The 20,390-nt window shown below is 69.5% G+C and carries 22 protein-coding genes; 9 read left to right on the forward strand and 13 right to left on the reverse strand.

Translation table 11 applies throughout. The annotated features are described in order from the left end of the window. Positions 1-148 precede the first annotated feature (148 nt). The 4 genes from qcrB to ctaE are packed head-to-tail and all read right to left on the reverse strand — an operon-like array spanning position 149 to position 4,466. Positions 149-1,822, reverse strand: coding sequence for a cytochrome bc1 complex cytochrome b subunit (gene qcrB, locus FXO23_RS46605; protein WP_158894919.1), 1,674 nt, complete (start codon positions 1,820-1,822; stop codon positions 149-151). After that, positions 1,819-2,964, reverse strand: coding sequence for a cytochrome bc1 complex Rieske iron-sulfur subunit (gene qcrA, locus FXO23_RS46610; protein ID WP_158894922.1), 1,146 nt, complete (start codon positions 2,962-2,964; stop codon positions 1,819-1,821). The genes qcrB and qcrA overlap by 4 nt, the downstream gene beginning before the upstream one ends. Continuing rightward, a complete protein-coding gene (gene qcrC, locus FXO23_RS46615) occupies positions 2,961-3,779 on the reverse strand; it encodes a cytochrome bc1 complex diheme cytochrome c subunit (RefSeq protein ID WP_158894925.1) in 819 nt (272 codons plus the stop codon). Before qcrC ends, qcrA begins: the two co-directional genes overlap by 4 nt. A gap of 57 nt (positions 3,780-3,836) precedes the next feature. Continuing rightward, entirely contained in the window at positions 3,837-4,466 is a 630-nt protein-coding gene (gene ctaE, locus FXO23_RS46620) for an aa3-type cytochrome oxidase subunit III (RefSeq protein ID WP_158894928.1), read from the reverse strand. A 94-nt stretch (positions 4,467-4,560) separates the two neighbouring features. On the opposite strand from ctaE, the gene FXO23_RS46625 reads away from it, so the two are divergent. The 3 genes from FXO23_RS46625 to trpD all read left to right on the forward strand — a co-directional run bounded on the left by FXO23_RS46625 (position 4,561) and on the right by trpD (position 6,497). Beyond that, complete coding sequence (locus tag FXO23_RS46625; protein ID WP_158894930.1) at positions 4,561-4,968, forward strand: hypothetical protein; 408 nt, start codon at positions 4,561-4,563, stop codon at positions 4,966-4,968. A gap of 84 nt (positions 4,969-5,052) precedes the next feature. Further along, the gene (locus FXO23_RS46630) at positions 5,053-5,463 is read left to right on the forward strand and encodes a hypothetical protein (RefSeq protein WP_158894932.1); all 411 of its coding nucleotides are present in this window, start codon (positions 5,053-5,055) and stop codon (positions 5,461-5,463) included. Further along, on the forward strand, positions 5,463-6,497 hold the full coding sequence (gene trpD, locus FXO23_RS46635) for an anthranilate phosphoribosyltransferase (protein ID WP_158894934.1): 1,035 nt from the start codon (positions 5,463-5,465) through the stop codon (positions 6,495-6,497). The genes FXO23_RS46630 and trpD overlap by 1 nt, the downstream gene beginning before the upstream one ends. A gap of 289 nt (positions 6,498-6,786) precedes the next feature. On the opposite strand, the gene FXO23_RS46640 is transcribed toward trpD, so the two are convergent. Beyond that, positions 6,787-7,752, reverse strand: coding sequence for a GlxA family transcriptional regulator (locus tag FXO23_RS46640; protein ID WP_158894936.1), 966 nt, complete (start codon positions 7,750-7,752; stop codon positions 6,787-6,789). An 81-nt stretch (positions 7,753-7,833) separates the two neighbouring features. Here FXO23_RS46640 and FXO23_RS46645 point away from each other — a divergent pair, with 81 nt between their 5' ends. Next, the gene (locus FXO23_RS46645) at positions 7,834-8,718 is read left to right on the forward strand and encodes a DMT family transporter (RefSeq protein WP_158894938.1); all 885 of its coding nucleotides are present in this window, start codon (positions 7,834-7,836) and stop codon (positions 8,716-8,718) included. Here the strand turns inward: FXO23_RS46645 and FXO23_RS46650 are convergent, their stop codons facing one another. Then, positions 8,719-9,138, reverse strand: a complete 420-nt coding sequence (locus FXO23_RS46650) for a cytochrome c oxidase subunit 4 (protein ID WP_158894940.1) — start codon at positions 9,136-9,138, stop codon at positions 8,719-8,721. It lies immediately after the preceding gene. Positions 9,139-9,190: 52 nt separating this feature from the next. Beyond that, the gene (ctaC, locus tag FXO23_RS46655; protein ID WP_158894942.1) at positions 9,191-10,156 is read right to left on the reverse strand and encodes an aa3-type cytochrome oxidase subunit II; all 966 of its coding nucleotides are present in this window, start codon (positions 10,154-10,156) and stop codon (positions 9,191-9,193) included. A 174-nt stretch (positions 10,157-10,330) separates the two neighbouring features. Here ctaC and asnB point away from each other — a divergent pair, with 174 nt between their 5' ends. Next, a complete protein-coding gene (gene asnB, locus FXO23_RS46660) occupies positions 10,331-12,265 on the forward strand; it encodes an asparagine synthase (glutamine-hydrolyzing) (protein WP_158894944.1) in 1,935 nt (644 codons plus the stop codon). Between the two features lie 73 nt (positions 12,266-12,338). Here the strand turns inward: asnB and FXO23_RS46665 are convergent, their stop codons facing one another. Next, the gene (locus FXO23_RS46665) at positions 12,339-13,325 is read right to left on the reverse strand and encodes a carbohydrate kinase family protein (protein ID WP_158894946.1); all 987 of its coding nucleotides are present in this window, start codon (positions 13,323-13,325) and stop codon (positions 12,339-12,341) included. A 149-nt stretch (positions 13,326-13,474) separates the two neighbouring features. On the opposite strand from FXO23_RS46665, the gene FXO23_RS50935 reads away from it, so the two are divergent. Then, positions 13,475-13,645 carry a hypothetical protein gene (locus FXO23_RS50935; protein WP_179957071.1) on the forward strand — a complete coding sequence of 57 codons (171 nt, stop codon included), beginning with the start codon at positions 13,475-13,477 and terminating at the stop codon, positions 13,643-13,645. Between the two features lie 228 nt (positions 13,646-13,873). On the opposite strand, the gene FXO23_RS46670 is transcribed toward FXO23_RS50935, so the two are convergent. Next, the gene (locus FXO23_RS46670) at positions 13,874-14,242 is read right to left on the reverse strand and encodes a HesB/IscA family protein (protein WP_158894948.1); all 369 of its coding nucleotides are present in this window, start codon (positions 14,240-14,242) and stop codon (positions 13,874-13,876) included. A 146-nt stretch (positions 14,243-14,388) separates the two neighbouring features. On the opposite strand from FXO23_RS46670, the gene FXO23_RS46675 reads away from it, so the two are divergent. From FXO23_RS46675 to FXO23_RS46685, 3 genes are read left to right on the forward strand one after another with little or no spacing between them, the layout of a single operon-like run. After that, positions 14,389-15,042 carry a DUF3043 domain-containing protein gene (locus tag FXO23_RS46675; RefSeq protein ID WP_158894950.1) on the forward strand — a complete coding sequence of 218 codons (654 nt, stop codon included), beginning with the start codon at positions 14,389-14,391 and terminating at the stop codon, positions 15,040-15,042. A gap of 41 nt (positions 15,043-15,083) precedes the next feature. Then, on the forward strand, positions 15,084-15,983 hold the full coding sequence (locus FXO23_RS46680) for a cysteine peptidase family C39 domain-containing protein (protein WP_158894952.1): 900 nt from the start codon (positions 15,084-15,086) through the stop codon (positions 15,981-15,983). A 10-nt stretch (positions 15,984-15,993) separates the two neighbouring features. After that, positions 15,994-16,983 carry an aldo/keto reductase family protein gene (locus tag FXO23_RS46685; protein ID WP_158894954.1) on the forward strand — a complete coding sequence of 330 codons (990 nt, stop codon included), beginning with the start codon at positions 15,994-15,996 and terminating at the stop codon, positions 16,981-16,983. Here FXO23_RS46685 and FXO23_RS46690 read toward each other — a convergent pair. Genes FXO23_RS46690 through FXO23_RS46710 form a run of 4 tightly spaced genes read right to left on the reverse strand, consistent with a single transcriptional unit; the run spans position 16,980 to position 20,382 of the window. After that, complete coding sequence (locus FXO23_RS46690) at positions 16,980-17,315, reverse strand: hypothetical protein (protein WP_158894956.1); 336 nt, start codon at positions 17,313-17,315, stop codon at positions 16,980-16,982. The two genes, FXO23_RS46685 and FXO23_RS46690, sit on opposite strands and share 4 nt — an antisense overlap. 9 nt (positions 17,316-17,324) lie before the next feature. Then, positions 17,325-18,092: an IspD/TarI family cytidylyltransferase gene (locus FXO23_RS46695; RefSeq protein ID WP_158894958.1), complete on the reverse strand. Its 768-nt coding sequence runs from the start codon at positions 18,090-18,092 to the stop codon at positions 17,325-17,327. Then, on the reverse strand, positions 18,089-19,369 hold the full coding sequence (locus FXO23_RS52070; RefSeq protein ID WP_246258510.1) for a dihydrolipoamide acetyltransferase family protein: 1,281 nt from the start codon (positions 19,367-19,369) through the stop codon (positions 18,089-18,091). Before FXO23_RS52070 ends, FXO23_RS46695 begins: the two co-directional genes overlap by 4 nt. Then, on the reverse strand, positions 19,363-20,382 hold the full coding sequence (locus FXO23_RS46710; protein ID WP_158894960.1) for an alpha-ketoacid dehydrogenase subunit beta: 1,020 nt from the start codon (positions 20,380-20,382) through the stop codon (positions 19,363-19,365). The genes FXO23_RS52070 and FXO23_RS46710 overlap by 7 nt, the downstream gene beginning before the upstream one ends. Positions 20,383-20,390: the final 8 nt, after the last annotated feature.

Consider the following 20,390-nt stretch of genomic DNA (forward strand, 5'->3'; position numbering starts at 1 on the left):
AAAACCACCAACCCCCCACGTTAAAACACCAGACCGGTTAGAACCGGCCCAAACACTCACGACCCACCCCACAAGGCAACCGCCGCACAAACAACGAAGTGCCCTCCCCCGGTGAACAGGGAAGGGCACTTCGTCGGCTGAGTGCGGATCAGTGCTCGGGGGTTTTCCGCCCGGCCGGGATCTGCTCGGCTTCGGCCTCGCCCGCATCCGTGACATGACCGTTGCCGTGGCCGTTGCCGTGGGCGCGGTCGAGCGCCGCGGTCTCCTCGGACGGGTCCGGGGAGAGCAGGGTGCCCGGGATCGCCCGGCCGGCCGAGCCCAGCTTGTTCATCTTCTTGGGCACCGCCGCGCCCTGGTACTCCAGCGGGATCGGGTGGCCGTGGTCGTCCACCGGGCCCAGCGGCTGGTGGATCTCGATGAACTCACCGTGCGGCAGGCGCTTGATGATGCCGGTCTCCACCCCGTGCTCCAGCACTTCCCGGTCGGCCCGTTGCAGGCCGAGGCAGATCCGGTAGGTGATGAAGTACGTCAGCGGCGGCAACACCAGCACACCGATCCGGCCGATCCAGATCATCGCGTTCAACGAGATGTCGAAGTTGAAGGCGATGATGTCGTTGAAACCGGAGATCATACCGACGAACACGAACGCGATGCCCATCATCCCGATGCTGGTGCGGACCGGGACGTCCCGCGGCCGCTGCAGCAGGTTGTGGTGCGCGGTGTCCCCGGTCAGCTTGCGTTCGATCATCGGGTAGAGGAACAGGAACGCGAACGCGGTGCCCATCCCGAAGGTGGCCGCGAAGATCGGCGCCGGGATGGTGTAGTTGCCCAGGTAGATCTCCCACGGCGGCCAGATGCGCAGGAAGCCGTCGGGCCAGGCCATGTACCAGTCCGGCTGCGAACCGGCGGACACCTGCGACGGGTTGTACGGGCCGAAGTTCCAGATCGCGTTGATCTGGAAGACGCCGGACATCAGCGCGATGACACCGGTGACCACGGCGAAGAAGGCGCCGGCCTTGACCGCGAAGTACGGCATGATCCGCACGCCGACCACGTTGGTCTCCTTGCGCCGCACGCCCGGGAACTGGGTGTGCTTCTGGTACCAGACCAGCGCGAGGTGGACCGCGACCAGCCCGAGCATGATGCCCGGAATGAGCAGGATGTGCAGGGTGTACAGGCGCGGGATGATCTCGGTGCCCGGGAACTCCCCGCCGAACAGCGCCCAGTGGAGCCAGGTCCCGATCACCGGGGTGGCGAGCACGATGCCGGACAGGGTCGCCCGGATGCCGATGCCGGAAAGCAGGTCGTCCGGCAGCGAGTAGCCGAAGAAGCCTTCGAAGCAGCCCAGGATCAGCAGCAGCGCGCCGATGGTCCAGTTCGCCTCACGCGGGCGGCGGAACGCGCCGGTGAAGAAGATCCGGAACATGTGCACGGCCATGGCGGCGACGAACACCAGCGCGCCCCAGTGGTGCACCTGCCGGACGAACAGCCCGCCGCGGACGTCGAACGAGATGTTCAGCGTGCTCGCGAACGCCTTGGACATCTCGACGCCCTGCAGGTTCTGGAAGCTGCCGTTGTAGGTGACCTCCTCCATCGAGGGGTCGAAGAACAGGGTGAGGTACACCCCGGACAGCAGCACCACGATGAAGCTGTAGAGCGCGATCTCGCCGAGCAGGAACGACCAGTGCGTCGGGAAGACCTTGTTGAACTGGTGGCGCAGGCCCTTGGCCAGGTGGAGCCGCTCGTCCAACGCCTTCGCCGCGTGCCCGGCGGCCTTTTCCGCGGGGTTGGTCCCCTTTGTCGGCGTGGTGAGTGAACTCATGACTTACGCTCCCAAAACGCCGGGCCGATAGCCTCGATGAAGTCGCCCTTGGCCACCAGATAACCCTCTTCATTCACTGTAATGGGCAACTGGGCGAGAGCGCGAGTAGCCGGACCGAAGACCGGTTTCGCATAATGCAACGCGTCGAACTGCGACTGGTGGCACGGGCAGAGGATCCGGTTGGTCCGCTGCTCGTACAGCGAAGTCGGGCAACCCACGTGGCTGCAGATCTTCGTGTACGCGTAGTAGTCGCCGAAGTTGAAGTCCTCCTGGCCCTTGCGCTTGACCACCTTGGCCGCGTCGGAGGGGCGCAGGCGGATCAGCATCACCGGGTTGTCGGAGCGCCGCAATGCCTCGGACAGCGCCTTGTGGTCACCGCGCTCGCTCTCCCGGAACGGGAACACCGTCTCCATCGCGCCCGCGTCGAGGTCTTCCGGGCGGACCAGCACGACCTCTTCCGGCTTACCGGTGTTGCGGCGCAGGTACACGACCTCGCCCGGGTGCGTGGGCTGCCAGCCGGTGTGCCACAGCGACTCCTTGGTGTCGCTGTGCTTCCACGGGTTCTTGATGAACGAGGCGATCGGCAGCGCGACCAGGCCGAGGCCGAGCGCCCCGGCGCCGAGCCCGGCGCTCCGCTTGATCAGCGACCGGCGGGCGATCGTGCTGCGGTTCCCGGCGTCGGCGAGCTGGGCCAGGATCGTCGCCTTGTCGACCTCCGCCGATCCCTCGCCGTTGTTGTCACTGCGCTGCTGGACCGTGAGTTCGTGCGGGATGAACTTCTTGGTGTACAGGATCGCGCCGACGCCGATGCCGAGCACCGCGACACCCAGCGTGACGCCGAGGATCGGCGTGTACAGGCTGTACAGGAAGTGCTTGTTCTCGTGGTTCGGCGGCTCGTACTGCCACGGCCACCAGATGAGCGCGACCACGAACGCGAGCCCGGCCAGCCCGGCCAGGGCGAACCAGAACGCCACCAACCGCTCGGCGCGCTTCTCCGCGCGGGTGCCCTCGACCGGCCACGGGGTCGGGTAGTCGACGATGTCGACCCCGTCCAGGTTGGTCCCCAGCTTGACCAGCTGGTCCCGGTCCATTTCGGCCAGTTCCGCCTCGGTGGGCGGCTTCGGCTCGTTGCCGCTACTCATGCCCTCGATCCAATCCACAAGGTCACGCCGATCAGTGCGGCGATGCCCACGATCCACGCGATGACGCCTTCGGTCGCCGGACCGAACCCGCCGAGCCCGTTGCCGCCCGGGTTGTTGTTGCCCTCGGAGACCGACTTGATGTAGGCGACGATGTCCTTCTTCTCCTCCGGCGTGAGCTGCCGGTCGGAGAACTTCGGCATGTTCTGCGGGCCGGTGAGCATCGCGGTGTAGAGCTGGTCCTCGTTCGCCGGGTCCAGGTTCGGCGCGAACTTCCCGGACGACAGCGCGCCGCCGCGGCCGGTGAAGTTGTGGCAGGAGGCGCAGTTGAGCCGGAACAGCTCGCCACCGCGGGCGGGGTCCGAGCCGCGCAGGGCCTCACCGCGCTCGGCGGGCCGCTCCGGGCCGCCGCCGTGCGCCTGGATGTACGCGCCGAGCGCGTCGATCTCCTCCGGGGTCAGCTTCGGCGGCTTGCGCTGCGCCTGGGCCTCCTGGCGGACGGCGGGCATCCGGCCGGACGAGGTCTGGAAGTACACCGACGCCTCGCCGACGCCGATCAGGGCCGGTCCGCGGTCCTGCACACCCTCCAGGTTCGCGCCGTGGCACGAGATGCAGGTGTTGTTGTAGACCTCCGCGCCCTTGCGCAGGAGCGCCGGATCGGCGTCGGCCTGCGCGGTCTGCGGCTCGGGGGCGAAGACGGCGTACAGGGCGCCGGCGCTCACCAGAGCGATACCGAGGGCGAGCAGCCCGGCGATCCGCCTGCGCAGTTTCGTCCGCGCGCGGAACCGGCGCTCCGAGGTCTTCTTGGTGGTGGTCATCTGTGCGGCAACCCTTGCTGTCAGTTTCGGGCCGAAATCTCGGGCTGGCTGGTGCGGTCAGGGAATGATGTAAATGACCGCGAAGAGGCCGACCCACACGATGTCGACGAAGTGCCAGTAGTAGGACACGACGATCGCCGAGGTCGCCTGAGCGGGCGTGAACTTGCTGAGCTTCGTCCGGATCAGCAGGAAGACGAAGGCGACGAGCCCGCCGATCACGTGCAGCCCGTGGAAACCGGTGGCGAGGAAGAACACCGTGCCCCAGGGACCGGACGGAATGGTCACGCCCTCGTTCACGAGCGTGTAGTACTCGTAGGCCTGACCGCCCACGAAGATCGCACCCATGATCAGGGTCAGCGTGTACCAGCGGCGCAGGCCGAAGACGTCGCCGCGCTCGGCGGCGAACACGCCGAACTGGCAGGTGAACGACGAGGCCACCAGGATGACCGTGAACGGCAACGCGTACGGCACGTCGAGGTGGATCGGCTCACCGGTCGATTCCAGGATCGGCGGCCAATGACCGCTCGAGTTCTGGGCCTTGACCGTGAAGAACATCGCGAACAGCCCAGCGAAGAACATGAGCTCGCTGGACAGCCAAACGATGGTGCCGACGCTGACCATGTTCGGCCGGTTCAGCGAGTGCACCCGCTGGCTGATGGTGGGAGCTGCCGTTGTCACGAGTCGCATTATGTCTCCTCGCGAGGCGGGCTCGCCGGTCGGGTCCACGGCGGGTCGCCTGCGAGTTCGTCACAGCGATGATCGCGAAGGGTGGAAGTTACCGGTGAGTTTGCTAGATCGACTCCGTGACCTGGTCAGAGGGCGTTCCAAGCCGGCGCTGAGCGTCGACGATCCGGGGCTGGTGGTCGTGGCCGAGGCGTTCGATCTGGCCGAGGCCGACTCCGCGGTGCTCGCCCGTTCCGCCGATTGGGTGGCCGAGCGGCCCGCGGTGCTCCGCCACCACCTGCTGCTGCCCCGCGAACAGGTCGGCCACGCGCGGAGCGTGCTCGCCCAGGACGCCTGGGACCTGCGGGAAGTCGCCGCCGAGGGGGACCGGGTGCGGCTGCACGCGCTGCGCGTGCAGACCCTGGACGCCCTGCACTGCGCCCAGGAACGGGCGCGGATGGCCGGGCTCGCCCAGCGGCTCGGCGGCGATTCGCTGGGGTGGGACGCGTTGCAATTGGGACACTGAGAAAGCATGGGGTGGACCACAGTGTGACCTTGGGCGGATAGCATCACCGTCACCCACCACGCGACAGTCCGGAGGCAGACGTCCATGACCGAGCAGCCGATGAGGATTCTGGTGTTCAGCCACCGGGCGGAGGTCCGCGAGTCGATCATCTCGGCGGTCGGCCGCCGGCCGGCCACCGACCTCGGCCGGGTCGACTACGTGGAGGTCGCCGGGGTCGGTGACGTGCTCGCCGAGATGGACGAGGGGAACGTCGACCTCGCGATCCTGGACGGCGAGGCCCAGCCCACCGGCGGCATCGGCCTGTGCCGCCAGCTCAAGCACGAGATCGCCGACTGCCCGCCGATCGTGGTGGCCGTGCGGCGCAAGGACGACCGATGGCTCGCGACCTGGTCGCAGGCCGAAGCCGTGCTCGTGCATCCGTTGGACCCGCTGACCGCGGCCGAGACCGTCGCCGACGTGCTCCGGTCGCGACGGGTCCCGTCCGTGCACGGCTGATGGCCGCCCCAACGCAGACCTGGGCCGTCCTGCTCAACCAGCTCATCGCGGGCGCCGATCTGTCCGAACGGGACACCAGCTGGGCGATGGACCAGGTGATGTCGGGTGCCGCGACCCCGGCCCAGATCGCCGGATTCGCCGTCGCCCTGCGCGCCAAGGGTGAGACACCGGCCGAGATCGCCGGGATGGCCGACGCGATGCTCGCGCACGCGCGGCGGATACGCGTCGAGGGGTGCGCGGTGGACATCGTGGGCACCGGCGGCGACCGGTCCGGCTCGGTGAACATCTCGACCATGGCCTCGCTGGTGACGGCCGCGGCCGGGGCCGTGGTGGTCAAGCACGGCAACCGCGCGGCCTCGTCGAAGTCCGGCGCGGCGGACGTGCTGGAAGCCCTGGGCATCGCGATCGATCTGCAGCCGGACGGTGTCGAACGCTGCGTCGCCGAACTGGGCATCGGATTCTGCTTCGCGCCGATCTTCCACCCCAGCTTCCGGCACGCCGGATCGCCGCGGCGGGAACTGGGCGTGCCGACCACGTTCAACCTGCTGGGCCCGCTGACCAATCCGGCCCAGCCGAGCGCGGGCCTGGTCGGCTGCGCGTACCCGGACAAGACCGAGGTGCTCGCCCGGGTGTTCGCCGGGCGCGGGTCGAGCCTGCTGCTGGTGCGCGGGGACGACGGTCTCGATGAGATCACCACCACGACCACCAGTACGGTGTGGATCGTTTCCGGCGGCGAGGTAAGGAAAGTCACCGTGGATCCGTCCGATTTGGACATTCCACGCGCGACGGCCGGGGACCTGCGCGGCGGGGACGCGGCGACCAACGCCGAGGCGGTGCGCGACCTGGTGGCCGGGAAGACCGGTCCGGTGCGGGACGCGGTGCTGCTCAACGCGGCGGCCGCGCTCGCCGCGCACGGCGGGCTTTCCGGCGCCCTGCTCGAGGATCTGGCCGCGGGACTGGAAAAGGCGGCGCACGCCGTGGATTCCGGGGCGGCCGCGGACCTGCTGGCCCGCTGGGCGGCGTTCCGGGCCTGAGCGCCCGGGTCCGGGTCGCACTGATCCGAAAAGAGAAGAATCTCCCGCTGGCGAGGGCCTGAAGCCTGTCCCGTTGCCGCGAGTCCCCCGTTTCGGACGTGCGAGTTCCCCGTTTCGTTCTACCGAGTTCCCCATTTCGGTAGGCGAGTTCCCCACCCTTGCGCCTGGCGAGCACGACCCCAGCACTCGGCCCCCTTGCCAGAGAACGCAACCACCCGATTTCCTCCCTCAAGGGAGCGCGATCCTTGCGGGTGCAAGGAGGGCACCTTCGTCGTCGAGTTTCTGATCCTCATCCGGCTCCGGTGAACGCGCGGCGGTAGGCGCTCGGGCTGGTGCCGCGCAGCCGGGTGAACTGGTGGCGCAACGCGGCGGCCGAGGAGTACCCGCAGGCCACCGCGATGTCCTCAATGGACAGCGCACCCGCCTCGAGGAGCCCCTGGGCGCGGTCCAGGCGGCGTTCGGTGAGCCACCGGTGCGGGGTGGTGCCGGTGGCCGCGGCGAAGCGGCGCAGGAAGGTCCGCTCCCCCAGCCCGGTGCGCCGGGCCAGTTCGGCGACCGTGACCGGCTGGTCGAGCCGCCGCTCGATCCACTCCAGCACCTCGGCGAGCACGGTGTCGTCCGTGGCCGTGGCCGCGGGCACCGGCGCCTCGACGAACTGCGCCTGCCCGCCGGTCCGGTGCGGCGCGGCGACCATCCGCCGGGCCAGCGCGGTCGCCGCGTCCACCCCGCGCAGGCGGCGCACCAGGTGCAGGCACAGGTCGACCGCGGCCACCGTGCCCGCGCTGGTGAGCACGCCGCCGTCGTCCGCGTAGAGCGCCTGCGGATCGACTTCGGCCGCCGGGAACCGCCGCCGGAACTCGCTTTCGTAGACCCAGTGCACGGTGCAGCGGCGGCCGTCCAGCAGGCCCGCGTAGCCGAGAGAGAACACCCCGGCGCAGAATCCGGCGACCCAGGCGCCCCGGTCCGCGGCGGCGCGCAGCGCGTCCAGCAGCGGCTCGGGTGGCCGGGCACTGCGGGGCTCGCAGGTCGGGACGATCAGCAGCTCCGCGGTTTCGGCGAAATCGAGACCCGACAGCCCGGTCAGGCCGAAACCCGACCAGCTGCGCGCGTTCGCGCCTTCCGGGGAGCAAACGGCGAACTCCCAGCCCTCGATGCCGTCGGCGCTGCGATCGGTGCCGAAGACCTCGCACGCGACCCCGAGTTCGAAGGGCGACACCCGGTCGGCGACCAGGACGGCCACGCGGTTCACAGCCATACCGACAGCCTGTCACAAGTTTTGCGGTCGATGTCATCCCTGCCACTCGCCGGGCGGATCGCCGCGGCGCAGGCTGGCCGCATGACAACACGAACCTTGCCCGCGGCGGCCCCGGCCACCGGCTCGCGGGCGTTGCTGAAGTGGTCCGCTGCGATGGCGCTGTCCGGAACGATCGGGGCGGTCGTGCTGGAGAGTGGGGCGGCGGCGCCCGCGGTCGCGTTCGCCCGCTGCTTCGTCGGCGGGCTGCTGCTGGTGCTGTGGTGCCTGGCGCGCGGCTGGTTCCGGCCGTGGACGCTGACGCGCGGCGACCTGGGGCTGGCCGTACTGGGCGGGTTGTTCCTGGTAGGCAACTGGGTGCTGCTGTTCGCCTCGTACGCGCTGTCCTCGATCGCGGTGAGCACGGTGGTGTACCACACGCAGCCGCTGCTGCTGGTCGGCCTGGCCGCGCTGCTGCTACGGGAGAAGATCGGCCGCGGCGCGCTGGCCCGGGCCGGGATCGCGTTCGCCGGGGTCGCGCTGATCTCGCTGAGCGCGCAGGGCGTGGACGGCGAACCGGTGCGCCCGGAAGGGATCGCGCTCGCCCTGGGCGCCGCCGTGCTCTACGCGGGCGCCTCGCTGATCGGGAAGCGGCTGGACCACGTGCGCCCGCACCTGCTGGCCGCGATCCAGTGCGCGACCGGCGCGGTACTGCTCGCCCCGGCGCTGCTGCTCACCCCGCTACCGTCCACTCCGGACGGTCTGCTGTGGCTGGTACTGCTCGGCGCGGTGCACACCGCGCTGCTGTACGTCCTGATCTACGGCAGCATCGGCAAACTGCCCACCGGCACGGTGGCCCTGCTGTCCTATGTGTACCCGGTGGTGGCCGTCCTCGTGGACGTGCTCGCGTACGGGCACCGGATCGGCTGGCTGGAGGGACTCGGCATGGCGGCCGTATTGCTGGCCGCCCTTGCCAAGCGGCGGCGGTGACTACTCGTGGTCGGGGCCGGTGTGGTACTCGAACACCAGGCCGCCGATCGCGATGAGCAGGGCCACGATCGCGATCACCAGCATCCAGACGTGGAAGAAGGCCAGCGCCAGCCCGCCCATGGCGGCGCAGGCGGCCAGCGCGATGGGCCAGTAGCTGCCCGGGCTGAAGAAGCCCAGCTCACCGGCCCCGTCGCTGATCTCCGCGTCCTCGCGGTCTTCCGGGCGGGCCTCGATCCGGCGCGAGATGAACCGCAGGTAGCTCCCGGCCAGCAGGGCCAGCCCGCCGGTCAGGATCAGCGCCACCAACCCGACCGGCTCCACGCCGTCCTTGGTCATCGCGCCGGTCATCACCCCGTAGATCACCGCTACGAGAAAGGCAAAGACCGTGACGATGTCGAAAATCCGGGCTTCGACCTTCATGGACGCGTCCTCACTCTTGCTCTGGTACTCGAACCTGACGAACCGGCCGGGCTCAGCCGGACGCGGTCCGCGCGGTGCGGTCGGTGTTGAACGGCTGCGTGGTCACCGCGTGCGGCGTGCACAGCTCGCCGCAGTTCATCGCCGACAGCGCCTCGGCCGCGGTGTTCGGCCGCCCGGTCTGCGGGTTGATCTGGGTCCGCAGCTGAATGTAGCGCGCGTACTTGTCCGGCGACAGCGCGCGGACCTCGAAGTTCATCACCGCGTGGTAGGTGCCGCACAGCTCCGCGCACCGGCCGACGAAGGAACCCTCGCGGTCGATGGAGTTCTGGAACGAGGAGTCCTGGTTGTTCTTCTCCGGGTACGGCATGACGTCCCGCTTGAAGTGGAACTCCGGCACCCAGAAGGAGTGAATCACGTCCGTGGAGCGGATGTTGTACTGGATGGTCTTGTTCGTCGGCAGCACGAGCAGCGGGATCTCGCTGGAGCTGCCGACCGTGCTGATCGTCTCCGCGGTCGCCGTGCGCGACTCGCCCGGGTAGCGGAACTCCCAGTTCCACTGGAAGGCGATCACGTCGACGGTGACGTCCGGGTTGTCCTTCTTGTCCAGGACGTTGTTCTCGGTCGTGGCGGTGAAGAAGAACAGGACGCAGACCATGATGATCGGCACGACCACGCAGAACAGTTCCAGCGGCACGTTGTACTGGAACTGGCGCGGGAGCTCCTCGGCCTCGCCGGGAGCGGTCTTCTTCTTCCGGTGGAAGGCCACCGACCAGAAGATCAGGCCCCAGACGATCACGCCGACAGCCAGCGCCGCGATGACCGACCAGGTCCACAGGTCGCGCATCTTGTCAGCCTGCGGGGTGACGCCGACGGGCCAGCCGAAACGCAGCACCTCGTCGCCCGAGCACCCGGTCGCGACGAGCGCGACGAGCCCAGCGAGCGCGGCTACCCTGCCGACCTTCGCCGACCGTTTTGCCGGGGTGCGCTCTGGATTGCCCCCTGCGCGGTGCCCTCTCACCCAGCCTCCTCGACCGATCCGTTTGACACCAGCGGAGCCTAGCCGAGTGATCGGAGCATCCCGACCAAGGGGTAACCAGTCGTGTCGGCCATACTGACCTATCGACTGACCTATCGAATGCCTATCGACTGACCTATGGATTGCCCCCTATTCACCTGAGGTGTGTGACTGCGCGTGTGCGGCCTGCTGGGACTGGTTTGTGCGACGGAGAAGGACGCGGCGGAAGCGCGTGACGCGGTCGGCGCCGCACTGCGCTGCCAGCGGCACCGCGGCCCGGACGAGACCGACACCTGGGCCGACGGCGAGGTCGTCTACGGCTTCAACCGGCTCGCGTTCATCGACCTGGAGCACTCCCACCAGCCCCTGACCTGGGGCCCGCCGGAGAACCCGAGCCGGTACACGATGAACTTCAACGGCGAGATCTACAACTACCTCGAACTGCGCGAGGAGCTCACCGCCGAGTTCGGCGTGAAGTTCAACACCGAGGGCGACGGCGAGGCGATCGTCGCCGCGTACCACCACCACGGCGCCGAGGCCGTGCGCAAGCTGCGCGGGATGTTCGCCTTCCTGATCTGGGACTCCGAGCGCAAGGTCGTCTTCGGCGCGCGGGATCCGTTCGGCATCAAACCGCTGTTCTACTCCCAGGGTCCCGGCGGTATCGCGTTCTCCAGCGAGAAGAAGAGCCTGCTGGAGCTGGCGCCGGTGCTCGGCGTGGCCGAGGAGCTCGACCGCACGGCACTGCAGCACTACCTGGTTCTGCAGTACACGCCGGAGCCGGAGACCCTGCACGCGGGCGTGCGGCGGATCGAGTCCGGCACCTCGTTCACCGTCTCCCCCGGGGGCGAGCTGGCCACCGAGCGTTACTTCGTGCCGCGGTTCACCGCGAAGCCGGTGACCACCGACGCCGAGATCACCGCGCTGCACCGCGAGATCACCGATGTGATGAAGGACTCGGTCGCCAAGCACATGGTGGCCGACCCGGACGTCACCGTCGGCGCCTTCCTGTCCGGCGGCATCGACTCCACCGCGATCGCGGCGCTGGCCAAGGAGCACAACCCGAACCTGATCGCGTTCACCACCGGGTTCGAGCGCGAGGGCTACTCCGAGGTCGACGTGGCCGCCGAATCCGCGGCCGCGATCGGCGTGAAGCACGTCATCCGGACGGTCGCCGCCGACGAGATGATGGAGGCGCTGCCGCTGATCGTCTGGTACCTGGACGATCCGGTCGCCGATCCGGCGCTGGTGCCGCTGTGGTTCATCGCCCGCGAGGCCCGCAAGCACGTCAAGGCGGTGCTGTCCGGCGAGGGCTCGGACGAGCTGTTCGGCGGGTACACCATCTACAACGAGCCGCTCTCCCTGGCGCCGTTCGAGAAGGTCCCCGGCAAGGTGCGGGAGATCATCGGCCGGGTGTCGGCCAGGATCCCGGAGGGCACGCGCGGCAAGGACCTGCTGCGCCGCGGCTCGCTCACGCTGGAGGAGCGGTACTACGGCAACGCCCGGATCTTCCGCGACGACCAGCTGCGCGGGGTGCTGCGCACGTTCACCGAGGGCGTCGGGCACCAGGATGTGACCGGCCCGTGGTACCGCGAATCGCGGGGCTGGGACCCGGTCGCCCGCATGCAGCACGTCGACCTGTTCACCTGGCTGCGCGGCGACATCCTGGTCAAGGCCGACAAGGTGACCATGGCCAACTCGCTCGAGCTGCGGGTGCCGTTCCTGGACCGCGAGGTGTTCCGGGTCGCCGCCGGGATCCCGCTGGACCAGAAGATCACCAAGGAGACCACCAAGTACGCGCTGCGCCGGGCGCTGGAGGACATCGTGCCGGCGCACGTGCTGAACCGGCGCAAGCTCGGGTTCCCGGTGCCGATCCGGGTGTGGCTGCGCGAGGAGATGTACGACTGGGCGCGCGGGATCATCGCCGACTCGCAGACCGACGAACTCCTCGACAAGCGCGCGGTCCTGGCCCTGCTCGAGGAGCACAAGGCGGGCACGCTGGACCACAGCCGCCGCCTCTGGGCCCTGCTGGTCTTCATGCTCTGGCACGGCATCTTCATCGAACACCGCATCAAGCCGGACGTCCCGGAACCGCACTACCCGGTCAAGGTCTGACGCCCCGAAGTGTCATGAGGGGACCCCTCCGGACGGGATTTGTCCGGAGGGGTCCCCTCATGAAAGCGCCGGATCAGGCGGGGAGGATCGGGGCGATGTCGTCGGCGGCTTCGGGGCCGTAGGCCTCGCGGATGCGGGTCAGGGCCACGTCGCGGTCGAAGGTCCACTCCTGCGGGCCGACCACCTCGAGCACGAGGACCGCGATCAGGGAGCCGAGCTGGGCCGAACGCTCCAGGGTCAGGCCGCCGTGCAGACCGGCGAGGAAGCCGGCGCGGAATCCGTCACCGACGCCGGTGGGGTCGGCCTTCACGGTCTCCGGAACGGCGCCGACCTGCAGCGACACGTCCGGGCCGACGATCTCGACGCCCTTGGCGCCCAGCGTGGTGACCCGGATGCCGACCCGGCTCATCACGTCCTGCTCGGTCCAGCCGGTCTTCTGCTTCAGCAGGCCCCATTCGTAGTCGTTGCTGAACAGGTACTTCGCGCCGTCCACGAAGGCGCGGGCCTGCTCGCCGTCGAACCGGGCGATCTGCTGCGAGGGGTCGGCGACGAAGTCGTAGCCGCGTTCCCGGCACTCCTGCGCGTGGCGCAGCATCGCCTCCGGATCGTCCGGGCTGATCATCATCAGTTCGAGGCCGCCGACGCGCTCCGCGATCGGGGCCAGTTCGATGTTGCGCGCCTCTGCCATCGCACCGGCGTAGAAGGTGGCGATCTGGCACAGGTCCTCGTCGGTGGTGGCGACGAAGCGGGCGGTGTGCGCCACCTCCGACACGTGCACACCCGCGGTGTCCACTCCGTAGCGCTCCAGCCACGAGCGGTAGTCGGCGAAGTCGTCGCCGACCGCCCCCACCAGCACCGGCCGGACCCCCAGCACGCCCAGCCCGAACGCGATGTTCGCGCCGATCCCGCCGCGACGCACCACCAGGTCGTCGGCGAGGAAGCTGAGCGAAACACGGTCCAACTGGTCCGCGACAAGTTGCTCGGCGAATCTGCCGGGAAAATGCATGAGATGATCGGTTGCGATACTGCCGGCTACCGCGATCCTGGCGCTGCCTGCCACCGGTTCTCCTAGCGTAGACGTCGAATTTTACGACCTGACCTGCGAAGTTACCCGCCAGTCATTACCCGTACGGGTGGTTCGCACACGCTGATCGACACTACCGCGAAGTAAGCCTTTTGCGCTCTAAAGTCACTCAATACCGTCGTCGCATGACCGTTGCCGCCGAACCAGAAACGCTGGGCGAACTCATCGCCGACTGCGCGCTGATCCCCCAGTCCCTCCGCGCCGAGGCGCCCGTCCTGCCGCCGCCGGCGGTCCGCCCGTGGACGGTCGACGAGGCGTGCCACGCCCAGGTCGCCGATCTGGACGAATACGTCTGAGAGAACGTCTGAAAACCGGACTGACCGCATGAATTGGCCCGGGAAGGCGCCCCGGCCGAAGGCCACGCGATCGGGACGGCGGGGCGCCAGAACAGCGGAACGCGAGTGGCCTCGCCAAGCCAAGCCCCGGCGGCCCGATCGCGTCCGCGCGTTCTCAAACAAGCACTGACGCCAGGCATGACAGCGGGGCCGCGATCGACGTGATCGCGGCCCCGCTGCCGTTTCCGCTTAGTGGAACGAGTCGCCGCAGGCGCAGGAGCCGGTCGCGTTCGGGTTGTCGATCGTGAAGCCCTGCTTCTCGATCGAATCCACGAAGTCGATCACCGCGCTCTCCACGTACGGCGCGCTCATCCGGTCGACCGCGACCCGGAGGCCGTCGAAGTCGCGGAAGAGGTCACCGTCGAGCGTGCGCTCGTCGAAGAACAACTGGTAGCGCAGGCCGGCGCAACCCCCGGGCTGGACGGCGATGCGCAGGTGCATGTCGTCGCGGCCCTCCTGCTCGAGCAGGGCCTTCGCCTTCGCGGCGGCCGCGTCGGTCAAGGTCACACCGTGGGTGGCCTCGGCCTGCTCGGTGCCGGTCTGCTCAGCGGTCGTCATGGCTCTCCCTCGGTCAAGCTTCGTGCGGGTACAGGTCCGTCCTTACCTAGGAACACACCAGGTGCCCGATCTGTTCCGCCCCTCCATGGTTGCACATGTATCGACCAGCTTCACCGGTGCAGTGAGCCCTGCAATACCCTGGTGAGGTGAGGTTCCTGCGCCGCAACAGCACCACAGCCACCGACAGCCCCGATTCCGAGGGTGCGGAGGTGGCCGAGAGCATCGAATCTCAGGCCAAGTCGTACACGCCCGGCAAGGGCCGTGCCACGCCGAAGCGTCGCGAGGCCGAGGGGAAGAAGCGCGGGCCGGTGGCCCCGCCGCCCCGCTCCACCCGCGAGGCGATCAAGCGGAACAAGGAACTTCGCAAGTCGAACCCGACCAGCAAGGAAGACCGCCGCGCGGCCGCCAAGGAGCGCCGCGAGCGGATGATGGCGGGCGAGGACAAGTACCTGCTCCCCCGCGACCGCGGCCCGGTCAAGGCGTACGTGCGCGACCTGGTCGACTCGCGGCGCAACCTGCTCGGCCTGTTCATGCCGCTGGCGATCCTGGTGTTCGTCGCCCTGCTGGTGCCGTCCCCGCAGATCCAGCAGATCGCGACGCTGGCGTGCACGCTGATGCTGGTCGGCATGATCGTCGAGGGCTTCTTCAGCGGCCGCCGGATCACCAAGCAGGTCCGGGAGAAGTTCCCCAAGGAGACCGTGAACGGGCGGTCGATCGGCTGGTACGCGTTCATCCGGGCCAGCCAGATCCGCAAGCTGCGGGTGCCCAAGCCGCGCGTGAAACCCGGCGACGCTGTCTAGTTTTTCGGCATTTTTCAAGGAAAATCGGCACACTCGGGCTCATGAACCTGAGATACGTCGGTGGCGGCCCGTACTGCTACGCCAGTTCCCTGTCGATGATCCTCGGCGACCAGGCGCCTCCCCCGGCCACGCTGGAGGTGCTGACCGGGTCGCCGTTCGGCCTGAGCTTCGAAGGTGACCTGCCCTTCTTCGATCCGCCCGGCTGGGATCCCGAAGTCGGCATCGCGGCCGCGCTCGACCTGCTCGGCTGGACCTGCGAGCGCACGAGTGCCGCCTCCGGTGCGGAGGCGATCGACCGGCTGCGCGCGGCGACCGAGCCGGTGCTCGCCGGGCCGGTGGAGATGGGCCTGTTCCGGCACCAGCCCGGCAGCGGCGAGGCGATCGGCGCGGACCACTACGTCGTGGTCCTGGGCATCGAGGACGGCCTGGTCCGGTTCCACGATCCGCACGGGCATCCCCACGCCACGCTTCCGGTCGAGGAGTTCGCGGCGGCCTGGCGCACGGACGCGATCGGCTACCCCTGCGAGTCGTTCACCCTGCGCGGCGGATTCCGGCGGGTGCGGCGGGTGGAACCGGACGACGCGGTGCGCGCCGCCATGGTGGTGGCGGCCGACCGGTTGCCCGGGAGCGCGGAGGCGGCGCTGCGGCTCGCGGATCTGGTCGAGGCGGGGCCGAGCGACGAGCTGCGCGGACATCTGGTCCACTTCGCGGTGCGGCTGGGCGCTCGTCGCCTGGCCGACGCGGCCGACGTGCTGGGCGAGTTCGAGCGGGTGGCCGAGTCGCTGGGAACGCAGGCACGCCTGGTCGGCGCCCTGCAGTACCCGCTCACCACGGGCGACGACGGGTCCGCGGCCCGGCTCCTGCGCACGCTCGCCCCGGGTTACGAACGCCTCCGCCCGGAGCTACTCCAGGTAATTAGCAAGGCGAACGTTCTCGGTTAGGGTTGACGGTATGGAGTTTCGTCGTCTCGGCCGCAGTGGCCTGAACATCAGTGAAATCTCGTACGGGAACTGGCTCACCCATGGCTCCCAGGTCGAGGAGGACCAGGCGCAGGCCTGCATCAAGGCCGCGCTGGACGCCGGGATCACGACCTTCGACACCGCCGACGTGTATGCCAACACCGCCGCGGAGTCGGTGCTCGGGCGCGGCCTGGCCGGGCAGCGCCGGGAAAGCCTGGAGATCTTCACCAAGGTCTTCTGGCCGACCGGTCCCGGTGGCCCGAACGACAAGGGCTTGGGCCGCAAGCACATCATCGAGTCGGCCAACGCGTCGCTGAAGCGGCTGCAGACCGACTACGTCGACCTGTACCAGGCGCACCGCTTCGACCGGACGGTGCCGCTGGAAGAGACCTTCCTCGCGTTCGCCGATCTGGTGCGCCAGGGCAAGGTGCTCTACATCGGCGTTTCGGAGTGGAACGCCGAGCAGATCACCCGCGGCGCGGCGATCGCGCGGGAGCTGAACGTGCCGTTCATCTCCAACCAGCCGCAGTACAACGCGCTCTGGCGGGTCATCGAGCCGCAGGTCATCCCGGCCTCGGAACGCGAGGGCATCAGCCAGATCGTCTGGTCGCCGATCGCGCAGGGCGTGCTCACCGGCAAGTACAAGCCGGGCCAGCCGCTGCCCGAGGGTTCCCGCGCCACCGACGAGAAGGGTGGTGCGAACTTCGTGAAGGGCTTCCTGCGGGACGAGGTGCTCGAGCGGGTGGAGAAGCTGCGCCCGCTCGCCGATGCGGCCGGGCTGTCGCTGGCCCAGCTCGCGGTGGCCTGGGTGCTGCAGAACCCGAACGTCGCCTCGGCGATCATCGGCGCCTCCCGGCCGGAGCAGGTGCACGAGAACGTCAAGGCGGCCGGGGTGAAGCTGGACGCCGATCTGCTCACCAAGATCGACGAGGTGCTGGACGGCGTCATCGAGCGCGATCCGGCGCTGACCAGGACCCCTTAGTCGGTGTTGTCGTGCTGGCGGGCCGCCGCGGCGGCCCGCCAGACCAGTTTGACCTCGGCGATCAGTTCCAGCGGTTTCGACGGGACGGTCCGCGGCAGCGAGGTCGTGAAGGACAGCGGGTGGCGGCGGAACCGGCGCAGCATGCGGCCCGGTTTGCTCATCATCCGCTGCCGGAGGTCGGCCAGGTAGCGGGCGCGAACATCCCGCTCCAGGCTGTTGCCGCACCGGGTGCAGGTGGTGACCACGAGCAGGCGCCCGGCATAGGCCAGCTCGTGCCGGGTTTCCTGCCCGCACCGGGGACAGGCCAGCGTGACGTGCTCGACGGTGCCCATCCGCGCCCCCTAGGTGTGGTACTCCGACGCCGCCAGCACCTGCTCCGCGATCAGCAGGTCGTGCGGATAGGTGATCTTGAAGTTCTGCTGCTCGCCGCGGACCCAGTGCACGGGCAGTTCGGAGAACCGCTCCATGCAGGACGCGGTGTCGGTGCCCAGGAAGTCCTCGCGCGCCGCCTGTTCGTAGGCCGCGAGCAGGGGCGCGGCCCGGAAACCCTGCGGGGTCTGCGCGCGGATCACCGCGCGGGGCGAGCGCTGGGCGAGCCGCTCGCCCTCGTCGTCCACGGCGGCGATGTCGTCGGCGGGCAGGCCGGGGATCGCGCCGCCGTGCCGCCGCGCCGAATGCAGCACCCCGGAGATCAGCTCCGGGCTGATCAGCGGGCGGGCCGCGTCGTGCAGGAGCACGGTGTCGATCACGCCGTCGTCGATGCGGGACGCGAGATGCCGCAGTGCCCGCAGCTCGGAGGCTTGGCGGGTGTCGCCGCCGTACACGACTTCCACGCGCAGGCCGTTCACCTCGCGGTCGAGCACCCAGTCGACCAGGTCGCTGTCCTGCGGGCGGGACACCAGGACCACGACGCCGATTTCGGGCACCCGCCGGAACGCGTCCAGGGACCAGGAGACCAGCCGCCGACCGGCCAGGGGCAGGTAGACCTTGTTCAGGCTCGCGCCGACCCGCGTGCCCGAACCGCTGGCCAGGACGACCCCGGCCGCGAACGGCACCGCGGGCTTGGCGCGGCGCCGCCGGGATTGTCGTTCTGCCACAACGGAAATCATAAGGGGTCGTCCGCGCCGTCCAAGATCCGCTGCATGGTGGCCAGCAGGCGGGCGGCCTCGGCCCCGTCGGCGACCCGGTGATCCACGCTCAGCCCGGCGGTGCAGCGCAGGCGAACGGTCACCTCGCCGCGCACCGGCACGACCTTCGGCCGCACCTCGCCCAGGGCGAGCGCGGTGGCCTGCGGCGGGCTGAGCAGGGCGTGGAACGACTCGACGCCGAATCCGCCGAGGTTGGACACCGTGGTGGCGGCCGGGGCCCGCAGTTCGGCCAGGGCGAGCTTGCCGCCGCGGGCCCGCGCGACCAGATCGGCGATGCGCGCGGCGAGCTGGTCGAGGCCGAGGCGGTCCGGATCGGTGAGCACGGGAGCGAGCAGCCCCCGTTCGGTGTCGATCGCGAGGGCGACACCGAGTTCGGTGCGGGGGCGCACCTGGTCTCCGGTCCAGACGGCGTTCAGTTCGCCGTGGTGGCGCAACGCGGTGGCGAAGGCGTGGGTGAGGACGGTCGTCCAGCCGACCGCCCCGCGCCGGGACTGGGCGACCTCCAGATCGAGTTCGCGGTGGAGCACGAACTGGGGAATCGCCGCGCTGGCCGACATCCGGCGCGCCACCGCCGCCCGCGCACCACGCGGTTTCCGTTCCCGGCCCGGCTCGCGCCCACCGAGCGCCCCCCGCCCACCAAGCACTTCCCGCCCACCAAGCACTTCCCGCCCGCCGAGCACTTCCCGCCCACCGAGTGACTCCCACTCGTCGAGCGGAGTCCGCCCGTCGCGCGGGGCCCGCCCACCGGCCACCCATTTGTCCACATCGGACAGTCGGATGGTCCCCCAAGGCCCGGTCGGCGTGACGGCCGCCAGGTCGATCCCCCGCTCGGCCGCCCGCCGCCGGGCCGCCGGAACCGCGGCAATCACACTGGTAACACCAGCCCCAACTGCCTCTTCAGCAACATCTAGCGCATCATCCGATCCGGCGATCGAACAAGTCTCCGATTCAACGGGAGGATTGTTGAACAATCCTTCCAGGAGATCGTCCGCGGAGGTGGCGATGTAGGCGATCGGCTCCCCCACCGCGATCACGTCGTCCGGTTCGGCCACCAGGCGGGCGAGGGTGCCGTCGACGCTCGCCTCGACCTCCATGTCGACCTTGTCGGTGGCGACCTCGCACACCACCTCACCGGCCCGGACCGGATCGCCCGGCGCCTTGTGCCAGGAGACGAACGTGCCCTCGGTCATGGTCATCGACATCTTCGGCATGACCAGCGGGATCTCGCGCTCTACCACCGCCGCACCAGCTCACTCGCCTCGCGCACGATGTCGTCGACCTGCGGGACGGCGGCGCGTTCCAGTTGCGGCGCATAGGGAATCGGCACGTCCAGCCCGCACAACCGGCCGATCGGCGCCCGCAGGAACCCGAACGCGCGGGACTCGGCGATCGTCGCGGCGATCTCCGCCATGAACCCGCCGGTCTTCGGCGCCTCCTGCACCAGCAACGCCCGGCCGGTCGCACGCACACTGTCCACAATGGCCTGACCGTCGAGTGGTACGAGCGTGCGCGGATCCAGCACGCTCGCCTCGATCCCTTGCGCGGCAAGCCGATCCGCCGCCTCGAGCGAGCGGGACACCATCACCCCGGTGGCCACGATCGTCAGATCGGCACCGGCGCGGCGCACGGCGGCCTCGCCCAGCGGCACCCGGGCCGCAGCCTCGGGCACCGGTCCGCTCTGCTTGTAGAGCAGCTTGTGCTCCAGCACGACCACCGGATTCGGATCGTCGATCGCGGCGAGCAGCAGCCCCTTCGCGTCCGCCGGGGTGGCGGGCATGACCACCTTGAGCCCCGGCACGTGCGCGAACCACGCCTCCAGGCTCTGCGAATGCTGTGCCGCCGCACCGGTCCCCGATCCGCCCGGCGCGCGCAGCACCATCGGCACGCTCGCCGCCCCGCCGAGCATGAAATGGATCTTCGCGGCCTGGTTGGCGATCTGGTCCATGGCCTGCGCGGTGAAATCCGAGAACTGGATCTCGACGATCGGCCGCATCCCGGCCAGTGCCGCGCCCACCGCCGCGCCGACGATGCCGAGTTCGCTGATCGGGGTGTCGCGGACGCGTTCCTCGCCGAACCGGTGCACCAGGTCGCCGGTCACCCCGAACGCACCGCCGTAGGCGCCGACGTCCTCGCCGAGGACGAACACTCGGTCGTCGGCCGCCATCGCCTGTGCCAGGGCTTCGCGCACCGCTTCGGCGTAGGTCAGCGTGCGTTCGGCCACCCCGGTCTGCTCGGGCAGTACCGCCGTCATGTCACTCC

Source organism: Amycolatopsis anabasis (assembly GCF_009765355.1).
Taxonomy (GTDB): Bacteria; Actinomycetota; Actinomycetes; order Mycobacteriales; family Pseudonocardiaceae; genus Amycolatopsis; species Amycolatopsis anabasis.

Bases quoted from the DNA above. Each gene is read 5' to 3' on its own strand.
- qcrB (WP_158894919.1), bottom strand. From the start codon at position 1,822: ATGAGTTCACTCACCACGCCGACAAAGGGGACCAACCCCGCGGAAAAG.
- qcrA (WP_158894922.1), bottom strand. From the start codon at position 2,964: ATGAGTAGCGGCAACGAGCCGAAGCCGCCCACCGAGGCGGAACTGGCC.
- qcrC (WP_158894925.1), bottom strand. From the start codon at position 3,779: ATGACCACCACCAAGAAGACCTCGGAGCGCCGGTTCCGCGCGCGGACG.
- ctaE (WP_158894928.1), bottom strand. From the start codon at position 4,466: ATGCGACTCGTGACAACGGCAGCTCCCACCATCAGCCAGCGGGTGCAC.
- FXO23_RS46630 (WP_158894932.1), top strand. From the start codon at position 5,053: ATGACCGAGCAGCCGATGAGGATTCTGGTGTTCAGCCACCGGGCGGAG.
- trpD (WP_158894934.1), top strand. From the start codon at position 5,463: ATGGCCGCCCCAACGCAGACCTGGGCCGTCCTGCTCAACCAGCTCATC.
- FXO23_RS46640 (WP_158894936.1), bottom strand. From the start codon at position 7,752: ATGGCTGTGAACCGCGTGGCCGTCCTGGTCGCCGACCGGGTGTCGCCC.
- FXO23_RS46645 (WP_158894938.1), top strand. From the start codon at position 7,834: ATGACAACACGAACCTTGCCCGCGGCGGCCCCGGCCACCGGCTCGCGG.
- FXO23_RS46650 (WP_158894940.1), bottom strand. From the start codon at position 9,138: ATGAAGGTCGAAGCCCGGATTTTCGACATCGTCACGGTCTTTGCCTTT.
- FXO23_RS50935 (WP_179957071.1), top strand. From the start codon at position 13,475: ATGACCGTTGCCGCCGAACCAGAAACGCTGGGCGAACTCATCGCCGAC.
- FXO23_RS46670 (WP_158894948.1), bottom strand. From the start codon at position 14,242: ATGACGACCGCTGAGCAGACCGGCACCGAGCAGGCCGAGGCCACCCAC.
- FXO23_RS46680 (WP_158894952.1), top strand. From the start codon at position 15,084: ATGAACCTGAGATACGTCGGTGGCGGCCCGTACTGCTACGCCAGTTCC.
- FXO23_RS46685 (WP_158894954.1), top strand. From the start codon at position 15,994: ATGGAGTTTCGTCGTCTCGGCCGCAGTGGCCTGAACATCAGTGAAATC.
- FXO23_RS46690 (WP_158894956.1), bottom strand. From the start codon at position 17,315: ATGGGCACCGTCGAGCACGTCACGCTGGCCTGTCCCCGGTGCGGGCAG.
- FXO23_RS46695 (WP_158894958.1), bottom strand. From the start codon at position 18,092: ATGATTTCCGTTGTGGCAGAACGACAATCCCGGCGGCGCCGCGCCAAG.
- FXO23_RS46710 (WP_158894960.1), bottom strand. From the start codon at position 20,382: ATGACGGCGGTACTGCCCGAGCAGACCGGGGTGGCCGAACGCACGCTG.